15 protein-coding genes and 1 pseudogene are annotated in these 18192 nt (G+C 35.4%); 10 read left to right on the forward strand and 6 right to left on the reverse strand.

Features of this window, described 5'->3' with window-relative positions; genetic code table 11:
- The first annotated feature begins 11 nt into the window (after nt 1-11).
- Nucleotides 12-3260, forward strand: a complete 3249-nt coding sequence (locus P5P90_RS09205; RefSeq protein WP_278034419.1) for an efflux RND transporter permease subunit — start codon at nt 12-14, stop codon at nt 3258-3260.
- Nucleotides 3253-4704 carry a TolC family protein gene (locus P5P90_RS09210; protein ID WP_278034420.1) on the forward strand — a complete coding sequence of 484 codons (1452 nt, stop codon included), beginning with the start codon at nt 3253-3255 and terminating at the stop codon, nt 4702-4704. The genes P5P90_RS09205 and P5P90_RS09210 overlap by 8 nt, the downstream gene beginning before the upstream one ends.
- 114 nt (nt 4705-4818) lie before the next feature.
- Here P5P90_RS09210 and P5P90_RS09215 read toward each other — a convergent pair whose 3' ends face one another.
- The 6 genes and pseudogenes from P5P90_RS09215 to P5P90_RS09240 form a co-directional block, all read right to left on the reverse strand.
- Nucleotides 4819-5217, reverse strand: coding sequence for a hypothetical protein (locus tag P5P90_RS09215; protein ID WP_278034421.1), 399 nt, complete (start codon nt 5215-5217; stop codon nt 4819-4821).
- Between the two features lie 57 nt (nt 5218-5274).
- Entirely contained in the window at nt 5275-6057 is a 783-nt protein-coding gene (locus P5P90_RS09220) for an enoyl-CoA hydratase/isomerase family protein (RefSeq protein WP_278034422.1), read from the reverse strand.
- A 9-nt stretch (nt 6058-6066) separates the two neighbouring features.
- Nucleotides 6067-7539, reverse strand: coding sequence for an ATP-binding protein (locus P5P90_RS09225; RefSeq protein ID WP_422851709.1), 1473 nt, complete (start codon nt 7537-7539; stop codon nt 6067-6069).
- Nucleotides 7540-7612: 73 nt separating this feature from the next.
- The gene (locus P5P90_RS09230) at nt 7613-8161 is read right to left on the reverse strand and encodes a CopD family protein (protein WP_278034423.1); all 549 of its coding nucleotides are present in this window, start codon (nt 8159-8161) and stop codon (nt 7613-7615) included.
- A gap of 86 nt (nt 8162-8247) precedes the next feature.
- Nucleotides 8248-9261, reverse strand: a complete 1014-nt coding sequence (hemH, locus tag P5P90_RS09235; protein WP_278034424.1) for a ferrochelatase — start codon at nt 9259-9261, stop codon at nt 8248-8250.
- A 109-nt stretch (nt 9262-9370) separates the two neighbouring features.
- Nucleotides 9371-10238, reverse strand: a pseudogene (locus P5P90_RS09240) (helix-turn-helix domain-containing protein).
- 472 nt (nt 10239-10710) lie between these two features.
- Between P5P90_RS09240 and hemA the strand changes: the two are divergent.
- The 8 genes from hemA (at nt 10711) to hemB (ending at nt 18151) form a co-directional block, all read left to right on the forward strand.
- The gene (hemA, locus tag P5P90_RS09245) at nt 10711-11967 is read left to right on the forward strand and encodes a glutamyl-tRNA reductase (protein WP_278034425.1); all 1257 of its coding nucleotides are present in this window, start codon (nt 10711-10713) and stop codon (nt 11965-11967) included.
- Between the two features lie 78 nt (nt 11968-12045).
- The gene (hemC, locus tag P5P90_RS09250; protein ID WP_278034426.1) at nt 12046-12972 is read left to right on the forward strand and encodes a hydroxymethylbilane synthase; all 927 of its coding nucleotides are present in this window, start codon (nt 12046-12048) and stop codon (nt 12970-12972) included.
- A complete protein-coding gene (locus tag P5P90_RS09255) occupies nt 12972-13640 on the forward strand; it encodes a uroporphyrinogen-III synthase (protein ID WP_278034427.1) in 669 nt (222 codons plus the stop codon). The genes hemC and P5P90_RS09255 overlap by 1 nt, the downstream gene beginning before the upstream one ends.
- A 48-nt stretch (nt 13641-13688) precedes the next feature.
- Nucleotides 13689-14714: a uroporphyrinogen decarboxylase gene (gene hemE, locus P5P90_RS09260; RefSeq protein WP_278034428.1), complete on the forward strand. Its 1026-nt coding sequence runs from the start codon at nt 13689-13691 to the stop codon at nt 14712-14714.
- 75 nt (nt 14715-14789) lie between these two features.
- Nucleotides 14790-15170: a hypothetical protein gene (locus P5P90_RS09265; RefSeq protein ID WP_278034429.1), complete on the forward strand. Its 381-nt coding sequence runs from the start codon at nt 14790-14792 to the stop codon at nt 15168-15170.
- Nucleotides 15171-15520: 350 nt separating this feature from the next.
- Nucleotides 15521-16429, forward strand: coding sequence for an oxygen-dependent coproporphyrinogen oxidase (hemF, locus tag P5P90_RS09270; RefSeq protein ID WP_278034430.1), 909 nt, complete (start codon nt 15521-15523; stop codon nt 16427-16429).
- 183 nt (nt 16430-16612) lie between these two features.
- The gene (tnpA, locus tag P5P90_RS09275) at nt 16613-17071 is read left to right on the forward strand and encodes an IS200/IS605 family transposase (protein ID WP_278034431.1); all 459 of its coding nucleotides are present in this window, start codon (nt 16613-16615) and stop codon (nt 17069-17071) included.
- A gap of 84 nt (nt 17072-17155) precedes the next feature.
- Nucleotides 17156-18151, forward strand: coding sequence for a porphobilinogen synthase (gene hemB, locus P5P90_RS09280; RefSeq protein ID WP_278034432.1), 996 nt, complete (start codon nt 17156-17158; stop codon nt 18149-18151).
- The last annotated feature ends 41 nt before the right edge of the window (nt 18152-18192 follow it).

The following is an 18192-nucleotide window of genomic DNA, read 5'->3' on the forward strand; positions in this document are numbered from 1 at the left end:
AATACAACAAAATGTTTAAAAAGTTTATTCAAAGACCGGTCTTAGCGATTGTAATTTCGGTCATCATTGTATTTATGGGTTTGCTTGCTATCAAACAATTACCCATTTCACAATTCCCTGAAATTGCGCCTACCACTGTAAACATCTTTATCGCCTATCCAGGTTCGAGTTCAGATGTATTAGTAAAATCAACCTTAATCCCATTGGAAACAGCCATTAATGGTGTGCCAGGAATGCGTTATATTGCCTCGGATGCTACCAGTGCTGGTGAAGGAACCATTCGTGTAATTTTTGAACCCGGAACCGACCCCAACGTCGCCGTTATTAGGGTAAAAACTAGGGTCGACCAAGTAATGCCCTTACTACCCGACTTAGTACAACGTGAAGGGGTTATCATTACTCCAGTCCAACCAAGTATGTTGATGTATGTGGATTTATACAGCAAAAAAGGACATGAAGCAGATGAAAAATTCCTTTACAACTATGCCTATACCAACATGCTTCGTGAAATACAACGTATCGACGGTATTGCCAGTGCACAAATCTTAGGTAGCCGTAAATATGCGATGCGTATTTGGTTAAAACCAGACCGTATGCGTGCTTACAATATTTCGGCAGAAGAAGTAATGGAAGCCATGCAGGAACAAAGTATCCTTGCCAGACCAGGACGTTTAGGGCAAAGTTCTGGGATAAAATCGCAATCCCTTGAATATGTTTTAACCTATAAAGACAGATATTCGACTCCACAAGAATACAAAGATATAATTATCAGAGCCAATTCGAATGGGGAAGAAATAAAACTAGGTGATATTGCAAATGTAGAATTAGGAAGTGAATTTTATGACATCTACGACAATTTAGACGGAAAACCATCTGCATCCATCGTATTAAAACAAACACTTGGAACAAACGGTAGCGATGTAATTAAAGCCGTTAAACTTAAATTAAAAGAATTAGAAAAGGATCTTCCTCCGGGAGTAGGCTACAAAATCAGTTATGACGTATCCAGTTTCTTAAATGCTTCTATCGAACAAGTTATAGATACGCTTAGAGATGCCTTCATTCTCGTATCCATAGTCGTATTCCTGTTCTTAGGCGATTGGCGATCGACACTAATTCCAGTTATTGCCGTTCCCGTTTCGTTGATTGGAGCATTCTTTGTTATGCAAATGTTTGGCTTATCCATCAACTTGATTACGCTCTTTGCCTTAGTATTAGCCATTGGTATTGTAGTCGATGATGCTATTGTTGTGGTGGAAGCCGTTCACGTAAAAAAGGAAGAAGAACATCTCAGTCCATTTAAGGCATCTAAAGCCGTTTTAGGTGAAATTGGTGGTGCTATTATTGCGATTACATTGGTAATGGTTTCAGTATTCATTCCTATTTCGTTCATGTCTGGACCAGTTGGGGTATTCTATCGTCAATTCTCTATTACAATGGCAGGATCTATCATCATTTCTGCAGTTGTAGCCTTGACACTTACACCGGTTCTTTGTGCCATGTTATTAAAAAACAACCATGGTCAACCAAGAAAAAAATCACCAATTGATCGATTTATTGATTGGTTTAACAAAGGCTTTGAAAAACTTACTGGACACTATATTGGCATATTAAAACACATTGTAAACCGTAGAGTTATCACTTTTGGAATCTTAATCGGATTTAGTGTGGCAACCTATTATACAAACCAAACTCTTCCTGCTGGATTTATCCCAAGTGAGGATCAAGGAATGATTTATGCCATCATTCAAACACCTCCAGGAACTACCTTAGAACGTACCAATGATGTTGCTAAAAAACTACAGAAAATCTGTGAAGAAATCGACGGAGTTTCTTCTGTATCTTCTTTAGCAGGTTATGAAATCATGACCGAAGGTCGTGGATCGAATGCCGGAACCTGTTTGATTAACTTAAAACCTTGGGAAGAAAGAAGCCATTCTGTACATGAAATCATGGAAGAATTGGAAGAAAAATCAAAAAATCTAGGTGCGGTTATTGAATATTTTGAACCACCTGCAGTACCAGGATTTGGTTCTTCTGGAGGTTTCTCTTTACGTTTATTGGATAAAACCAATGGAACCGATTATCAGGAATTCCAAAAGGTAAATAATGATTTCCTTGCCGAATTAGAAAAACGCAAAGAATTAACAGGAATCTTTACTTTTTATTCTGCTAATTATCCGCAATTGAAATTAGACATTGATAACAAAGCGGCAATGCAAAAAGGAGTTACTATCAAAAAAGCGATGGACAATCTGAACATCCTTATTGGTAGTACGTACGAACAAGGTTTTATAAAATTTGGTCAATTTTTCAAAGTATACACACAAGCAGGACCTGAATACCGAAGAATCCCTTCGGATTTAGAAAATTTATTTGTGAAAAATGAAGCTGGCGAAATGGTACCTTACTCTTCTTTTATGAAAGTAAAAAAAGAACTAGGGCCTAATGAGATTACCCGATACAACCTCTACAACTCGGCTGCCATTAGAGGATTACCAGCTAAAGGATACACCAGTGCCGATGCGATTAATGCCATCAAAGAGGTCGCTCAATTAAAGTTACCAAGAGGCTACGACATTGCCTGGGAAGGTTTGTCGTATGATGAAGCTAACAGAGGGAATGACGCCATGTATGTATTTGGAATCGTATTAATCTTCGTTTATCTGGTTTTAGCGGCACAATATGAAAGTTTCTTATTGCCATTAGCCGTATTGCTATCGTTACCAGTAGGTTTCTTTGGTTCATTTGCTTTACTACAACTCATGGGATTATCTAATGACGTTTATGCTCAAATTGGGGTTATCATGCTTATTGGATTACTGGGTAAAAATGCCGTATTGATTGTAGAAGTCGCCGTCCAGAAACGGGCTCAGGGTATGAGTATAGTTGATTCGGCAATAGAAGGAGCTAAACTTCGTTTCCGTCCTATTTTGATGACTTCCTTTGCCTTTATCGCTGGGTTAATTCCGTTAGTTCTTGCTACTGGAGCCGGAGCTATTGGTAACCGAACTATTGGAGGATCGGCCATGGGAGGAATGATTATAGGAACCCTATTTGGAGTCTTTGTAATTCCTGGATTGTATTACATTTTTGCTAAAATGAGTGATGGCCGTAATATGATTCAAGACGAACATAACGAACCTGTATCAGAGGAATTCATGAGAGTTAGCGAAGGCGATAGTAAGCTGAAATTGAAGCTAAAAGAAATGAACAAACTATTGAAAAATTTAATGAAAAAAGAGGAAGAAAATGAATAAGTCAATTTTCAAACTAATAAATATAAGGTCAGTAGTAACACTGACCTTATCAAGCCTGATTTTTCAAAGTTGTGTACCAACAAAAACCGTACGCGAAGAAAAAAAGGATTTACCCGAACAATTTCAAAATGTCGCCTCTAAAGACACAACTAATTCGGCACAAATTAAATGGAAAACATTCTTTAATGATGAACATTTAAATGCACTCATTGAAACGGCTTTAGTAAACAATCAGGAGTTAAATATCTTTTTGCAACAAATAGATATGGCAAAGAATGAAATCCAGGCCAGAAAAGGAGAATACTTGCCATTTGTAGGTCTTCAAGCTGCTGCCGAAGTAGAAAAAGTAGGTCGTTATACCAGTCAGGGAGCTAATGATGCAAATACCGAAATTAAACCTGGAAAAGAATTCCCAGAACCTTTGCAAAATTATAAAGTTGGGGCTTTTGCAACATGGGAATTAGACGTTTGGAAAAAATTGCGTAATGCCAAAAAAGCAGCCGTAATGGAATACCTTTCTACAGTTGAAGGGAAGAATTTCATGGTAACGAATTTGATTGCTGAAATAGCCGATTCGTACTACGAATTACAAGCTTTGGACAACAAACTTAAAATTCTAACTCAAAACTTAGAATTGCAAAACAATGGTTTAAGAACTATTCGTCTTCAAATGCAGGCGGCTAAGGCTACATCGCTGGGCGTACAAAGATTAGAAGCAGAAGTATATAAAAACACTGCCGAATTGTTTTCTGTAAAACAGGAAATTGTAGAAACGGAGAACAAATTGAATTTCTTAGTAGGTCGCGCACCTCAACCCATTCAGCGTAATTCGGAACAATTTGTAGAAAAAGAAATAGACACTATGTATGTAGGCATACCTTCACAGCTCTTAACAAATCGTCCAGACATTAGACGAGCAGAATATGAATTGCAAGCAGCCAAACTGGATACACAGGTTGCTAAAGCTAATTTTTATCCTTCATTTACGTTAAGAGCTGGTGTAGGTTTAGAAGCTTTCCAAACCAAGTATCTTACTTCAACCCCTGAGTCCTTATTGTATGGTTTAGCGGGTGATATGGTAGCACCTTTAATCAACAGAAATGCTATTAAAACCGCTTATTACAATGCAAATGACAAACAATTGCAAGCCGTTTTTGAATATGAAAAAACCATCTTAAAGGCACATATCGAAGTATTAAATGGTTTGTCTAAAATTGACATCCTGAAGAAAAGCTATGAGCAAAAAGTACATCAAGTGGAAGCTTTGACAAATTCTATCGAAATCACTACTAAACTTTTCAATGCAGCCAGAGCCGATTATATGGAAGTTTTGTTAACGCAACGTGATGCCTTAGAATCCAAACTTCAATTGGTTGAAACCAAAAAAGAACAATTAGCCGCTAAGGTTAACATGTACAAATCATTAGGAGGAGGATGGAATTAGTTCTAAAATTTTAAAGTTTGATAGTCTTTAAAAGCTATTTCTAATGATAAAGCAAAGCCACTATTCTCAGAGTGGCTTTGTTGTTTATATTTACTTCGATTCTACATTCTAAAATCACATTCCCTTTGCTTTCATCTCCAAAATCACATCCGAAGGATTCAAAAAAGTAGGGGCTTGCTCGCTAATACTTCCTGCTCGTTTTTTGTTTAGCTTAAAAACCACATCTTGTTCACTGGTAAACAACAAGGCACTTAAAAAAGGATTGTTCATATACGAACACAAAATAGGATAAGTATCTTCTAAGGAGTGAAAACTTTCTACTTCTTCAGTTTTATAACGTGCAATAACAGACATTTTCATCTCATTATTTTCGTCTAAAATGGGGCGAACATAAATATTTTTCAATTCAGTATCTCCTATGGTTTTTGCAAGGGTTAATTTGGCAAAAGTCTTATCTAATATACTTTGCTTCACTCTTTCCCAAAAAAGGGCAAATACGGGCTCGTATGACATTTTATTTTTTTAATTTTTTAATACTGCAAACTGCTACTGCAAACTAGATACTCAAAATTACTCTCCCGTAAAAACGGCTTTTCTTTTTTCTAAAAAGGCTTTGGTTCCTTCTTTAAAATCTTCGGTTCCAAAACATCTTCCAAAAGATTTAATTTCGGTTTCAAAACCATTTTCCCCTTCTTTAAAATTGGCATTCACCGCATGAATCGCCATTGCTATGGCTGCAGGGGAATTTTTTATCATTTTTTGAGCGATTTCATTACATACAGAAAGCAAATCCTCTTGTTTTACCACATGATTTACTAAGCCCTCTCTGTGTGCTTCTTCGGCAGAAATCATACCTGCAGTTAAAATCATTTCTAAGGCTCGTCCTTTACCAATTAATTGTGGTAAACGCTGTGTACCTCCATAACCCGGAATTACACCTAAGGACACCTCTGGAAGTCCCATTTTAGCATTTTCAGATGCCACACGAATATGACAAGCCATAGCCAACTCTAATCCGCCACCAAGGGCAAATCCATTAATGGCTGCAATAACAGGGACTCTTAGATTTTCAACAAAATTGAACAAAGTTTCCTGACCTTGAGCTGATAATTGAATGCCTTCTTCGATTGAAAATTCGGCAAACTCAGCAATATCAGCACCAGCCACAAAAGCTTTATCGCCACTTCCTTTTAGAATAATAGCGCGAATATCTCTATGGCTTTCTAAGGTTGAAAAAGCATGATGCAGTTCCTGAATCGTAACTTTGTTTAAAGCATTTAATTTTTCCGGACGATTAATCGTTATGGTTGCAATATTATGCTCTTTTGCAATCAAAATGTTTTGGTAGCTCATTGTGTTGATTTAAGAGTTAATAATGGGTAGCGAAACCGTAAAACGGGTTCCTTTTCCGTATTCTGTTTCAAAGTCAATGCTGCCTTTATAATTTTCGATAATATTTTTTATAATTCCTAATCCCAATCCCATTCCGCTACTTTTTGTAGTAAACTTAGGCTCGAATATTCGGATTTTATCTTCTTCTTTAATACCTACTCCATTGTCTTCAACCACTATCAATACATTATCCTTTTCTTTTTTTACTGATACTGCCACCCTTTTTTCTTCTTGTGATTCAGGAATTGCTTGAATGGCATTTTTTACTAAGTTAGTGATAATTCGGATTAATTGTGTTCGATCAATCTTAGAAATTATTTCAGGGGCACTACTTTCAAAAACTATTTGATCTTCATTAAAAATATCCAAAGCCAATTCGACAACTGCAACTACATTCAGCGTTTCATTTTGCTGTGCTGGCATCGAAGCAAAATTAGAAAAAGCCGAAGCTACAGATGTCATCGTATCAATTTGCTGAATCAATGTTTCTGAATAATCCCTCATTTTCTGGACAATATTGGGATCTTCAGGATTAAATTTTCGCTGAAAACTCTGCACGGTTAAACGCATTGGCGTAAGCGGATTTTTAATCTCATGCGCCACTTGTTTTGCCATTTCACGCCAAGCCTCTTCCCTTTCGCTTTGGGCTAACTTAATGGCACTTTTTTCTAATTCATCCACCATTTGGTTATAACCACTAATCAACAAATTGATTTCTTTACTACTGGCAGAAAGCAAAATCTTTTCGTTTTTCTTATTCAAACGGGTTTCGTTCAACTTATCCGAAATGGTTTTTAAAGACTTGGTGATATATGATGAAAGAAAATACGCCAAGGCAAATGCTACAATCAACATAAATGAATAGACTTGCCCCAACCGAATTAAAAAGCTATTTAACTCTTTGTCATAAAAACCATCATCTTCCTGATACGGTAGATTTAAAACCCCCAGCGGTTTGAATTTATCATCCTTAATCTGGGTAAACGAAGAACGATTTTTAACACCATTAATGGTTTTTATATCCACATATCTTTTTTCAATAGAAGAGCGAACCAGTTTCAGAATGTATTTAGGAATAGGAGGTGCTGTTTTATCTACCGAAAAAGATTCTTTGGACGACTTCAACAACTTTCCGTCTAAGTCGTAAATATTGATTTCAATGTTGTGAATGTGGGCTAATTCGTGGATTTTATCCTTAAAAATTAAATCTAAATTCTCCGTATTCAATGGATAAGTGGTAGTAGAAAGAATATAATTAATATGTTCTTTTACCGCATTTTCTTTACGTTCTAAACGTTCACGATGGTATTCTTTAGCCTCGTTTTTAAACTGAATAATAGAAATGGATGCTAATAAAACCGAAGAAATAATTATCACAACGATCATCGAAAGAAAGATTCGAACTCGCAACGAAAGCATGGATAATTTGAAGCTTTTAAGCATTTTTATAAAGTTGTGGGTTATGAGTTGTGGGTTATGCGTCATGAACTCAACACTCACAACCCATAACATATAACTATTGTCTTTCTCTTATTCCTTTGTAAAATTTAAAGCCCAGCATGATTAAAACCGAGAATAAAACTATCCCGATTACACCATAAATCCAGTTGACCGCATTTTTTAATATTACTAAAAAAACAACTGCAAAAAGAATAATGGTCGCTCCTTCATTCCACAAACGCATGAAATTAGTAGTATATTTTACCTCATCCTTTTGTAATTGTTTAAATATCTGATGGCATTTTAAATGATACAAATAGAGCGCAAAAACAAAGCCAAGTTTTACATGCATCCAAGGCATTTGCAACCACGCATTTCCTGTAGGAGTAAACAACAGCATCCAAAAAGCAAAAATACTAGCCAATACCGCCGACGGCCAAGTGATAATATACCACAGACGATAACTCATAATTTTGAATTGATTTTGCAAAATTTCCTTTTCAGGCGAAGTTTTAGCAGCAGCTTCAATTTGGTATACAAACAAGCGAACAATATAAAACAAACCTGCAAACCAAGTGATTACAAATATGAGATGAAGGGATTTTAGATAGTTGTAGTATTCCATAAAAATTTTAGATTTCTGATTAACAATTTTAGATTTCTGATATGTTGTATTCTCAAATCATTAATCAACATTCATCAATCTTAAATCTATCTAGCCCAATCTTCAATCCAATTAGCCACAACTCCGCACCATTCATCATCATCATTCATGCATGGAACGGCCAAAAATTCTTCTCCGCCATGATGTAAAAATTGCTCATTAGCCTCCATTGCAATTTCTTCCAATGTTTCTAAACAATCAGCCACAAAAGCGGGTGTAACAACGGCTAATTTTTTAATCCCTTTTTCAGGCATTTTATTAATTTCTACATCTGTATAAGGTGTTAACCATTTGTCGCCTGCTAATCGAGACTGGAAGGTTTGGCTGTATTTCTCTTCTGGAATTCCTAATAATTTTACCACTTGTTTAGTTGTTTCATAACATTGATGGCGGTAGCAAAACTCATGTGCCGGTGATGGCGTATTACAACAAGAACCATCAATTTTGCAATGTGATTTTGTTACATCTGTTTTACGAATATGACGTTTAGGAATTCCATGATACGAAAACAACAAATGATCGTAATCAAATCCATCCAAGTGTTTTTTCATCGAATTAGCTAATGCCTGAATATAATCAGGTTTGTTATAAAATGCAGGAACATTAGTAAAAGTCATCTCTGGAAAAAACTTTTGACGCAATTCTTCAGCCAAAACAACAATTGTCGTTGTAGAAGCCATAGCGTGTTGCGGATATAACGGAATCAACATCACTTCGGTCACTCCTTTATCTTTTAATTCTTGCAATCCTTTCTTGATCGTCATCGTACCATAACGCATGGCAAGAGCAACAGGAAGATCTACTAATTGCTGTACTTTTTGATGCATTTTTTTGGAAATAGCAATTAAAGGCGAACCCTCATCAGTCCAAATTCTAGCATAAGCTTCAGCCGATTTTTTAGGTCTGGTTTGTAAAATAATCCCACGAACTAATAAGGCACGCAATAAAAACGGAACATCGATAACGTATTTGTCCATCAAAAATTCGTCTAAATACGGCTTTACATCTTTTGGCGTTGGACTTTCTGGTGAACCTAAATTGACTAATAATACTCCTTTCATGTGTAGATTTTTGTTTTTTGATTTTCTCCAAAAATAGCATAAGCCACTTTGTAGATCTATGATAAATGTTATTTTTTATTTATTGTTTAATTTAGAAAATCAATCACGACTATGCATTCGGATTGATTGACATCAAATATTTTTTTGGAGTAGTTCCAAATTTCTTCTTGAAAGCGGCTATAAAATGACTGCCGGTGCTGTAGCCTATCTTCAAACCTACTTCGTTTACATTGTACGAACCGCTGTCTAATAATTTACGAGCGAAATCCATTTTGTAATCAAACAAAAAGCCATACACCGTGTCGCCATAAATTTGCTTGAAACCCATTTTTAATTTTTTCAAATTCAGCCCCACTTGGTCGGCCAGTTCCGGTAAACCTGGTGGTTCGGCCATATTAGCAATGATAATTTCTTTGGCTTTTTTGATTTTCAAAACATTTTCTTCGTCTACTAAAAACGGACATTGTTCAGCATTTGGATCTTCATTCTCGATTGAAAAAAAGACTCAACAACTCGTAACCTTTTCCTTTATAATACAAATTTTTGATAGAAGGATTCAAATTGTAATGAAACATTTGGTTCAAAACAATGGCCATCGACGGACTAATATCGCTTTCGTTATAATATTTTTTCTCTTGATTTTCTTTACTCAAAAACGGAATATGCTCGGCATCATTGGTAAACAAACCATGAAACTTTTTGATAGAAACAAAAATGGAAATCAACCAGGATTTTGGAGCTATTTGCACGTTCAAAGGCAATTCTTTTTCGGTGTTATAAAACAACAAAGCTTTTTCTTCTTTGAGATTCAGCACATAATTTCCCTGATTAAAAATATAATTGGCACTACCCTTTAACCCAAAATGAAATTGTATCAAGCCCAATTGAACAGGTCGCTGAAAAGTTAAAACCGTATCGGTATTATTTTGAAAACGAATTAAAATAAAATCATCGTCAATTTTTATTTCTTCTTCCATTTTTTCGATTTACTTTATTCAACTTAATATAGTCGTTTTTAGTTAAACTTCTCATATCGGTGTTTCAAAATTAAATCTTTTTCATGGGAAATTTTTACTTATAACCAAATTTATAAAGCATCACTAATTATAAAATCCGACAATCAAAATCCAAAACCTCATAAAAAAATATTAATCATTTGATTTTCATTTATTTACAACTCCACTTACTCATATATTGTATGAAGCAATAATTTGAACTCATAGCGATATTTTTATTATAAATTTCGAAAAAATACCAATTAATTATTTAGAACAAGTCTACACAATAGCTCAAAAATTAGCTATTTTAGTCCAATTTCACATAAAAATTGAATTTTTAATTACGATAATAGTTCAAATAATCGCTAAGCGATACAAAAAGAACTTACAGCGTTGTTTTTATAAAATAGTTAATAATAATTTTGTAGAACTTTTTAAGGAAAGTATAATTATGGAAAATTTTAATATGTCCAGAAACAGCACTTTTTACGCTTTAGGTTTAAGTTACAAGAAAGCAGATGCAACGATTAGAGGAAAATTTAGCTTAGATGCCAAAGCACAATCCGTTCTATTAATGCAAGCTGAAGCAGAAGGAATCGAATCAATTATAGTTACCTCAACTTGTAACAGAACTGAAATTTATGGTTTTGCTAACCATCCTTATGAGTTAATCAAATTACTTTGCGAAAACAGTAACGGTTCGGTACAAGATTTTCAAGAAGTAGCTTATATCTACAAAAACCAAGAGGCTATTAATCATATGTTTCGTGTTGGGACCGGATTAGATAGCCAAATTTTAGGTGATTTTGAAATCATCAGTCAAATCAAAAATGCTTTTACACAGAGTAAATCCTATGGTTTAGTAAACAATTTCATGGAACGTTTAGTAAACTCGGTGATACAAGCCAGTAAAAAAATCAAAACAGAAACCGAAATTTCTTCAGGTGCAACTTCAGTATCCTTTGCATCTGTTCAATATATCATCAAAAATGTAGAAGATATTGCTAATAAAAATATCTTACTTTTTGGAACCGGAAAAATTGGTAGAAATACCTGTGAAAATTTGGTAAAACACAGCAAACACGAACAAATTACTTTAATCAACAGAACCAAAGACAAGGCTGAAAAATTAGCCGAAAAACTGGATGTAGTAGTTAAAGATTATTCGGATTTACAATTGGAAATACAAAAAGCCGATGTATTAGTTGTAGCCACAGGTGCTCAAAACCCAACGGTTGACAAAGCCATTTTGAACCTTAAAAAACCTTTGTTGATATTAGACTTGTCTATTCCTAAAAACGTACATGAAAATGTAACAGAAGTAGAAGGTGTGACACTAATTCACATGGACCATTTATCACAAATTACCGATGAGACTTTAGAAAACAGAAAAGAACATATTCCTGCTGCTGAAGCGATAATCGAAGAAATAAAAGACGAATTTAATACCTGGACCAAAGGCAGAAAATTTGCTCCAACTATCAATGCATTGAAAGCCAAACTAAACGAAATCAAAAATTCGGAATTGGATTTTCAAAGTAAAAAAATAGCCGATTTTAACGAAGAACAAGCCGAAATCATCAGCAACAGAATCATTCAAAAAATCACTACGCATTTTGCCAATCACCTAAAAGATGAAAACACAATGGTAGATGAAAGCATTGAATGGATTGAAAAAGTCTTTAAAATTGAAGCTGTGGTAAAATAAAATCCACCACAAATTACACCAATTTTCACAAATTAATTAAGTCATAATTACTTTCTATATTTATGGCAAAAAAATAAAATGGCAGAAAAAACAATACGTATAGGTACAAGAGATAGCGAACTCGCTTTATGGCAAGCACATACTGTTCAAAAACAACTCAACGATTTAGGTTATAAAACCGAAATCGTAGCCGTAAAATCACAAGGCGATATTATTCTTGACAAGCCACTATACGAATTGGGAATTACTGGAATTTTCACCAAAACATTAGACATAGCTATGATTAATGGCGATGTGGATATCGCTGTACATTCTATGAAAGATGTTCCCACTGCCCTACCTATTGGAATTGTTCAGGCTGCCGTTTTAAAAAGAGCCAATACACTTGATATTTTAGTGCACAAAGGTGATCTGGATTTTCTAGAAACTGAAGGAACAATCGCTACTGGAAGTTTGCGTCGTCAAGCACAATGGTTGAATAAATACCCAAATCACACCGTAGTTGATTTACGTGGAAATGTGAATACCAGAATGCAAAAATTGCAAGACAATGACTGGAACGGAGCTGTTTTTGCCGCTGCAGGTTTAGAAAGAATCAACTTGAAACCAAGTGATTATATCGATTTAGACTGGATGATTCCGGCTCCTGCTCAAGGTGCTATGCTAGTCGTTGCTATGGCAAATGACGAATTTACTTTAGATGCTGTTTCGCAATTAAACGATATCGAAACCGAAGTTTGTACCTATATCGAACGCCAATTTTTGAGAACCTTAGAAGGTGGTTGTACAGCTCCTATTGGTGCTTTAGCAAAATACAATGAAGACGAAGACACTATTCATTTGGATGGCGTTTTATTTTCTTTGGATGGAAAACAAAAAATCGAAATCAACAAAGTGGTGGATATATCCGAATGGAAAAAATTAGGTTTCTATTCTGCTAAAGAAATTCTCGATAATGGAGGAAGCGAATTGATGGCAACGATTAAAGCAACTTTGAAAAAATAATGAGTCAGACAAGTATTCTTTCGACCAAAACCTTATCCGTTGCGCAACGTCAGGCTTTTCTTGATGCCGAAATTGACCTTTTAGAACAAGATTTCATCGAAATCCAAAACAACAATTTTGAACTAAAAGAAATCAATACCAATCTGATTTTCAGCAGTCAAAATGCAGTTTTAAGTTTGATGGAACAAAAGGATTGGCAAAAACTTACATCCAAAAGTGTATTTTGCGTAGGCGAAAAAACAAAAGATTTACTCGAGGCAAATGGTTTTACAGTAGATGTCTATTTGGATTACGCCTCTGAGTTGGCAGAGATTATTACGCTAATCTACAACAAAGAAAGCTATACATTTTTCAGCGGAAATCTTCGCAAAGAAACTTTACCTAAAGCCCTTAAAAATGCGGGTATCACTTTCAATGAAATTGAGGTGTATCAAACCAAGTTAGCACCATTTAAAATTTCCAAAGAAGAAAATTTTGATGGTATTCTGTTTTTTAGTCCTTCGGCAGTAGAAAGTTACCTGACAAATAATACCATCACAAAAGAAGTTTGCTTTTGCATTGGCGAAACCACAGCATCAGCATTAAAAAATAAAGCAAAGAACATCATTGTGGCGGCACAACCTACCATCGAAGATGTCATCGAAGCAGTAATAGAAGAATTTAAATAAAAATCCCTTTCAGAGTTTTGAACTCTGAAAGGGTTAAATAAAATCAAAATGATAAAAAACGACTTATTCTTAAAAGCATTAAAAGGAGAAACTGTTCAACGTCCACCGGTATGGATGATGCGTCAGGCAGGAAGATATTTACCGGAATTTAGAGCTTTACGTGACAAATATGATTTTTTCACCCGTTGCGAAACTCCGGAATTAGCTGCTGAAATCACGGTTCAACCTATTCGTCGTATTGCTCCGGATGCTGCTATTTTATTTTCGGATATTTTAGTGGTGCCAAGAGCGATGGGAATTCACGTAGAATTGAAAGACAATTTAGGACCTATTATCCCGAATCCAATTCGTACCATGGAGCAAGTTAATCAGGTATTTGTTCCAAATATCGAAGAAACTTTAGGCTATGTAATGGACGCTGTAAAATTGACCAAAGAAATGTTGAACGACGAAGTGCCTTTGATTGGTTTCGCAGGTTCTCCATGGACAATTTTCTGCTATGCTGTTGAAGGAAAAGGTTCGAAGAGTTTTGATACTGCCAAAGGTTTCTGTTTCTCAAATCCAGTAGCAGCACACACTTTATTGCAAAAAATCACCGATACCACTATTTTATACTTAAAAGAAAAAGTAAAAGCGGGAGTTAATGCCGTTCAAATTTTTGATTCTTGGGGAGGAATGCTTTCTCCAACTGATTATCAAGAGTTTTCATGGAAATACATCAACCAAATCGTTGAAGCTTTAGCCGATATTACTCCTGTTATTGTTTTTGGAAAAGGTTGTTGGTTTGCATTGAACGAAATGGGTAAAAGCAAGGCTTCGGCTCTTGGAGTTGATTGGACTTGTACTGCCAGAAATGCGCGTTATTTATCAGGTGGAAATGTGACTTTACAAGGTAATTTTGACCCATCAAGATTGTTATCACCAATTCCAACCATCAAGAAAATGGTTCACGAAATGATTGACGAATTCGGAAAAGACAAATACATCGTAAACTTGGGGCACGGAATTTTACCAAACATTCCTGTGGATCATGCCAAAGCGTTTATTGATGCGGTGAAAGAGTACGGAAAATAATAGTTGATAGTTTATGGTTGATAGTTGTTGGATAAAAAACTATCAACCATAAACCGACAACCAACAACTCAAAAAATGCTCAACAAAGGACTTAGAGATCAGGAAAGCATTCGAATTGATAATATCTTTCGAACATTGCATTCTTTGGTTTTTGTACCAAAGTTGGATGACGAAGATTTCCCGGCTATTGATGAGCAGTTAAAAGGTTTTGGTTTAAGCTTAGAAAGAATAAATGAAATTCCTGAAAAGGAATTGATTCAACTGATACAACGTTGTCATTTAGACTGGGAGCAACAGGAACGATTTGCAGATATTTTAGTGCAAATGTCTCAGCAGAATAAATTTCATTTTTTAGAAAAAGCCATCGCAATTTACAATTATATCCAAGCGGAAAGCAAGATGTTTTCTTTTGGAATTTTTAATAAAATTGCCACTGCAAAAAGTAATTTAAGATAAAAAGAAAACCGTCAGAATATCTTGTAAAATAAAGATTTTGAAATACTTAAAAATTATTAATAAGAACAACATTTTACCTATTGGACTTCATAGTCTATGGGTATTATTTGTTTTATATTTTTATATTTTTAAAATAGAGTCATTTAAAAATCATCCTCCTTGTGGTGCCGGATATATGATTACTGCATTGATGTTCTTTACTCCTATTTTATCACTTTTATTTTTATTAATAATTGCAATAATTAATTTAATTTCAAAAAAGAAATACTATACTGATTACGAATACATTAGCCTACCTTTTTTATTCTTAATAGGAATTGTCTTTTTAATCATGATTATTTAATCACAAAATGAAAAACAAATTTTATCAATACATACAAAACCTCCAAGACCAAATCTGTGCCGGATTAGAAAAGATAGATGGTGTTGCTCAATTCCGTCAGGATTTATGGGACCGTCCAGAAGGTGGCGGCGGAAGAACCCGTGTGATTGAAAACGGTGCTGTTTTCGAAAAAGGTGGCGTGAACATTTCAGCCGTTCATGGCAAATTACCGGATACGATGCAGAAAATGTTCAACGTTGGCGAAGCTGATTTCTTTGCCTGCGGACTGAGTTTGGTGATTCATCCTAAGAATCCAATGGTACCAACGGTGCATGCCAACTGGCGTTATTTTGAAATGTATGATGATAATGGTAGCGTTATCAATTCGTGGTTTGGTGGCGGGCAAGATTTAACGCCTTATTATTTGTTTGAGGAAGATGCTAAGCATTTTCACCAAACTTGTAAAACGGCCTGTGACAAACACAATCCGGAGTTTTATCCGAATTATAAAAAGAAATGTGACGATTATTTCTGGAATGCTCACCGACATGAAGCCAGAGGTGTCGGCGGTTTGTTTTTCGACTATTTAAAAGCCACTCCAGAAATGACAATGGACGATTGGTACAATTTCGTTACAGAAGTTGGAAACAGCTTCTTAGAGGCTTATGTTCCAATTGTAGAAAGAAGAAAAGATCTTCCTTACACTGAAGCCAACAGAACCTGGCAGGAAATCCGTCGTGGTCGTTATGTAGAATTCAATTTAGTTCACGATAAAGGCACTTTATTTGGCTTAAAAACCAATGGAAGAATCGAAAGTATCCTGATGAGTTTACCACCGCATGTACAATGGGCATACGACCATCATCCGGAAGCCGGAAGCGAAGAAGAAAAGTTATTGAAAGTATTAGAAAAACCAGTTGATTGGATAGCTTCGTAGAAGCGTTATTTTTATAGCTGTTGATTTATCATTTTTGAAGCAGCTCCGAAGGAGCGATATATTTGTAGCAATAAACAATATTTAAAAAAAAGCACCATCGGTGCGACATATTTATAGAAACATTTTATGCAATCTATATTGAATCCCGTAGGAATGACAAATTTTAATTAACATCTATTTCGAATGGCAAATACCTATACGCAATTATATATTCAAATTGTCTTTGCCGTCAAAGGAAGACAAAATCTGATTTCCAATAAATGGAAAGATGAATTATTCAAATATATAACAGGAATTGTCACAAATGAAGATCAAAAATTGATTGCTATCAACGGAATGCCTGACCATATTCATATTCTAATTGGATTAAAGCCCAATAAAGCATTATCTGATTTGGTCAGAGATATCAAAGCAAATTCATCCCGATTCATCAACGAAAAAGCATGGATAAATGGTAAATTTGAATGGCAAACAGGATTTGGTGCTTTCACTTATAGCCATTCGCAATTAACTAATGTTATCAATTATATTCAAAATCAGGAAGAACACCATAAAACAAAAACATTTAAAGAAGAATATGTCGAATTTTTAAAATTGTTTAATGTTGATTTTAAAAACGAATATTTATTCGAAGATATTTAACATGTCGCTCCTCTGGAGCTAACATCACGAATCGAAAATAAACTATAAATATTACGCTCCTACGGAGCTTGAAAAATAATAATTATGTTCCCAATACACAGAGGTCGTCGCTTAAGAGTCAACGAATCAATAAGAAGTTTAGTTAGAGAAACAACTTTAAGTCCTTCGGATTTTATGTTTCCTATGTTTATTGCCGAAGGCGAAAATGTAAAAGTAGAAATTCCTTCTATGCCGGGAATCTTTCGTCGTTCGATTGATTTAACGGTAGAAGAAGTAAAAGAATTATTCGCTTTAGGCATTCGTGCAGTAAACATTTATGTAAAAGTAAGTGAAGATTTAAAAGACAATACTGGAAAAGAAGCTTGGAATCCTAATGGATTGATGCAACAGGCTATTCGTGCGATTAAAACTGCTTGTCCGGAGATGATTGTAATGCCAGATGTGGCTTTAGATCCGTATTCCATTTATGGTCACGACGGAATCATCGCTAATGGCGATATCGAAAACGATTCTACGGTAGAAGCTTTGGTAAAAATGGCGGTTTCTCATGCACAAGCCGGAGCCGATTTCGTAGCACCTTCAGACATGATGGACGGACGTGTATTGCGTTTACGTCAGGGATTGGATACCGCAGGATTTCAAAACGTGGGGATTATGAGTTATTCGGCAAAGTACGCTTCGGCTTTTTACGGGCCGTTTCGCGATGCTTTGGACTCTGCACCTAAGGAAGCCGATGTTGTGGTACCAAAAGACAAGAAAACTTACCAAATGGACTATGCAAACCGTATTGAAGCGGTTAAAGAAGCTATTTGGGATGTTGAAGAAGGTGCCGACATGGTTATGGTAAAACCGGGAATCGCTTATTTAGACATCGTACGCGAAGTAAAAGACGCTGTAAATGTTCCGGTAACCGTTTATCATGTTTCGGGTGAATACGCCATGATTAAAGCCGCTGCCGAACGTGGATGGCTGGATAATGACAAAATCATGATGGAACAGTTAATGTGCATCAAAAGAGCCGGTGCTAGTTTGATTTCGACTTATTTCGCTAAAGAAGCAGCCATTCTTTTGAACCAATAAACTGATATTAATCATTTTATCATCGCCTCTTAAAAAGTATA

Source organism: Flavobacterium nitratireducens, assembly GCF_029625335.1.
GTDB lineage: Bacteria > Bacteroidota > Bacteroidia > Flavobacteriales > Flavobacteriaceae > Flavobacterium > Flavobacterium nitratireducens.

Excerpts from the sequence above, each read along its gene's own strand:
- P5P90_RS09205 (WP_278034419.1), top strand. The coding sequence starts at position 12 with ATGTTTAAAAAGTTTATTCAAAGACCGGTCTTAGCGATTGTAATTTCG.
- P5P90_RS09215 (WP_278034421.1), bottom strand. The coding sequence starts at position 5,217 with ATGTCATACGAGCCCGTATTTGCCCTTTTTTGGGAAAGAGTGAAGCAA.
- P5P90_RS09265 (WP_278034429.1), top strand. The coding sequence starts at position 14,790 with ATGCTCAACAAAGGACTTAGAGATCAGGAAAGCATTCGAATTGATAAT.
- P5P90_RS09220 (WP_278034422.1), bottom strand. The coding sequence starts at position 6,057 with ATGAGCTACCAAAACATTTTGATTGCAAAAGAGCATAATATTGCAACC.
- hemA (WP_278034425.1), top strand. The coding sequence starts at position 10,711 with ATGGAAAATTTTAATATGTCCAGAAACAGCACTTTTTACGCTTTAGGT.
- hemC (WP_278034426.1), top strand. The coding sequence starts at position 12,046 with ATGGCAGAAAAAACAATACGTATAGGTACAAGAGATAGCGAACTCGCT.
- P5P90_RS09255 (WP_278034427.1), top strand. The coding sequence starts at position 12,972 with ATGAGTCAGACAAGTATTCTTTCGACCAAAACCTTATCCGTTGCGCAA.
- hemF (WP_278034430.1), top strand. The coding sequence starts at position 15,521 with ATGAAAAACAAATTTTATCAATACATACAAAACCTCCAAGACCAAATC.
- hemH (WP_278034424.1), bottom strand. The coding sequence starts at position 9,261 with ATGAAAGGAGTATTATTAGTCAATTTAGGTTCACCAGAAAGTCCAACG.
- hemE (WP_278034428.1), top strand. The coding sequence starts at position 13,689 with ATGATAAAAAACGACTTATTCTTAAAAGCATTAAAAGGAGAAACTGTT.
- P5P90_RS09230 (WP_278034423.1), bottom strand. The coding sequence starts at position 8,161 with ATGGAATACTACAACTATCTAAAATCCCTTCATCTCATATTTGTAATC.
- P5P90_RS09210 (WP_278034420.1), top strand. The coding sequence starts at position 3,253 with ATGAATAAGTCAATTTTCAAACTAATAAATATAAGGTCAGTAGTAACA.
- tnpA (WP_278034431.1), top strand. The coding sequence starts at position 16,613 with ATGGCAAATACCTATACGCAATTATATATTCAAATTGTCTTTGCCGTC.
- hemB (WP_278034432.1), top strand. The coding sequence starts at position 17,156 with ATGTTCCCAATACACAGAGGTCGTCGCTTAAGAGTCAACGAATCAATA.
- P5P90_RS09225 (WP_422851709.1), bottom strand. The coding sequence starts at position 7,539 with ATGCTTAAAAGCTTCAAATTATCCATGCTTTCGTTGCGAGTTCGAATC.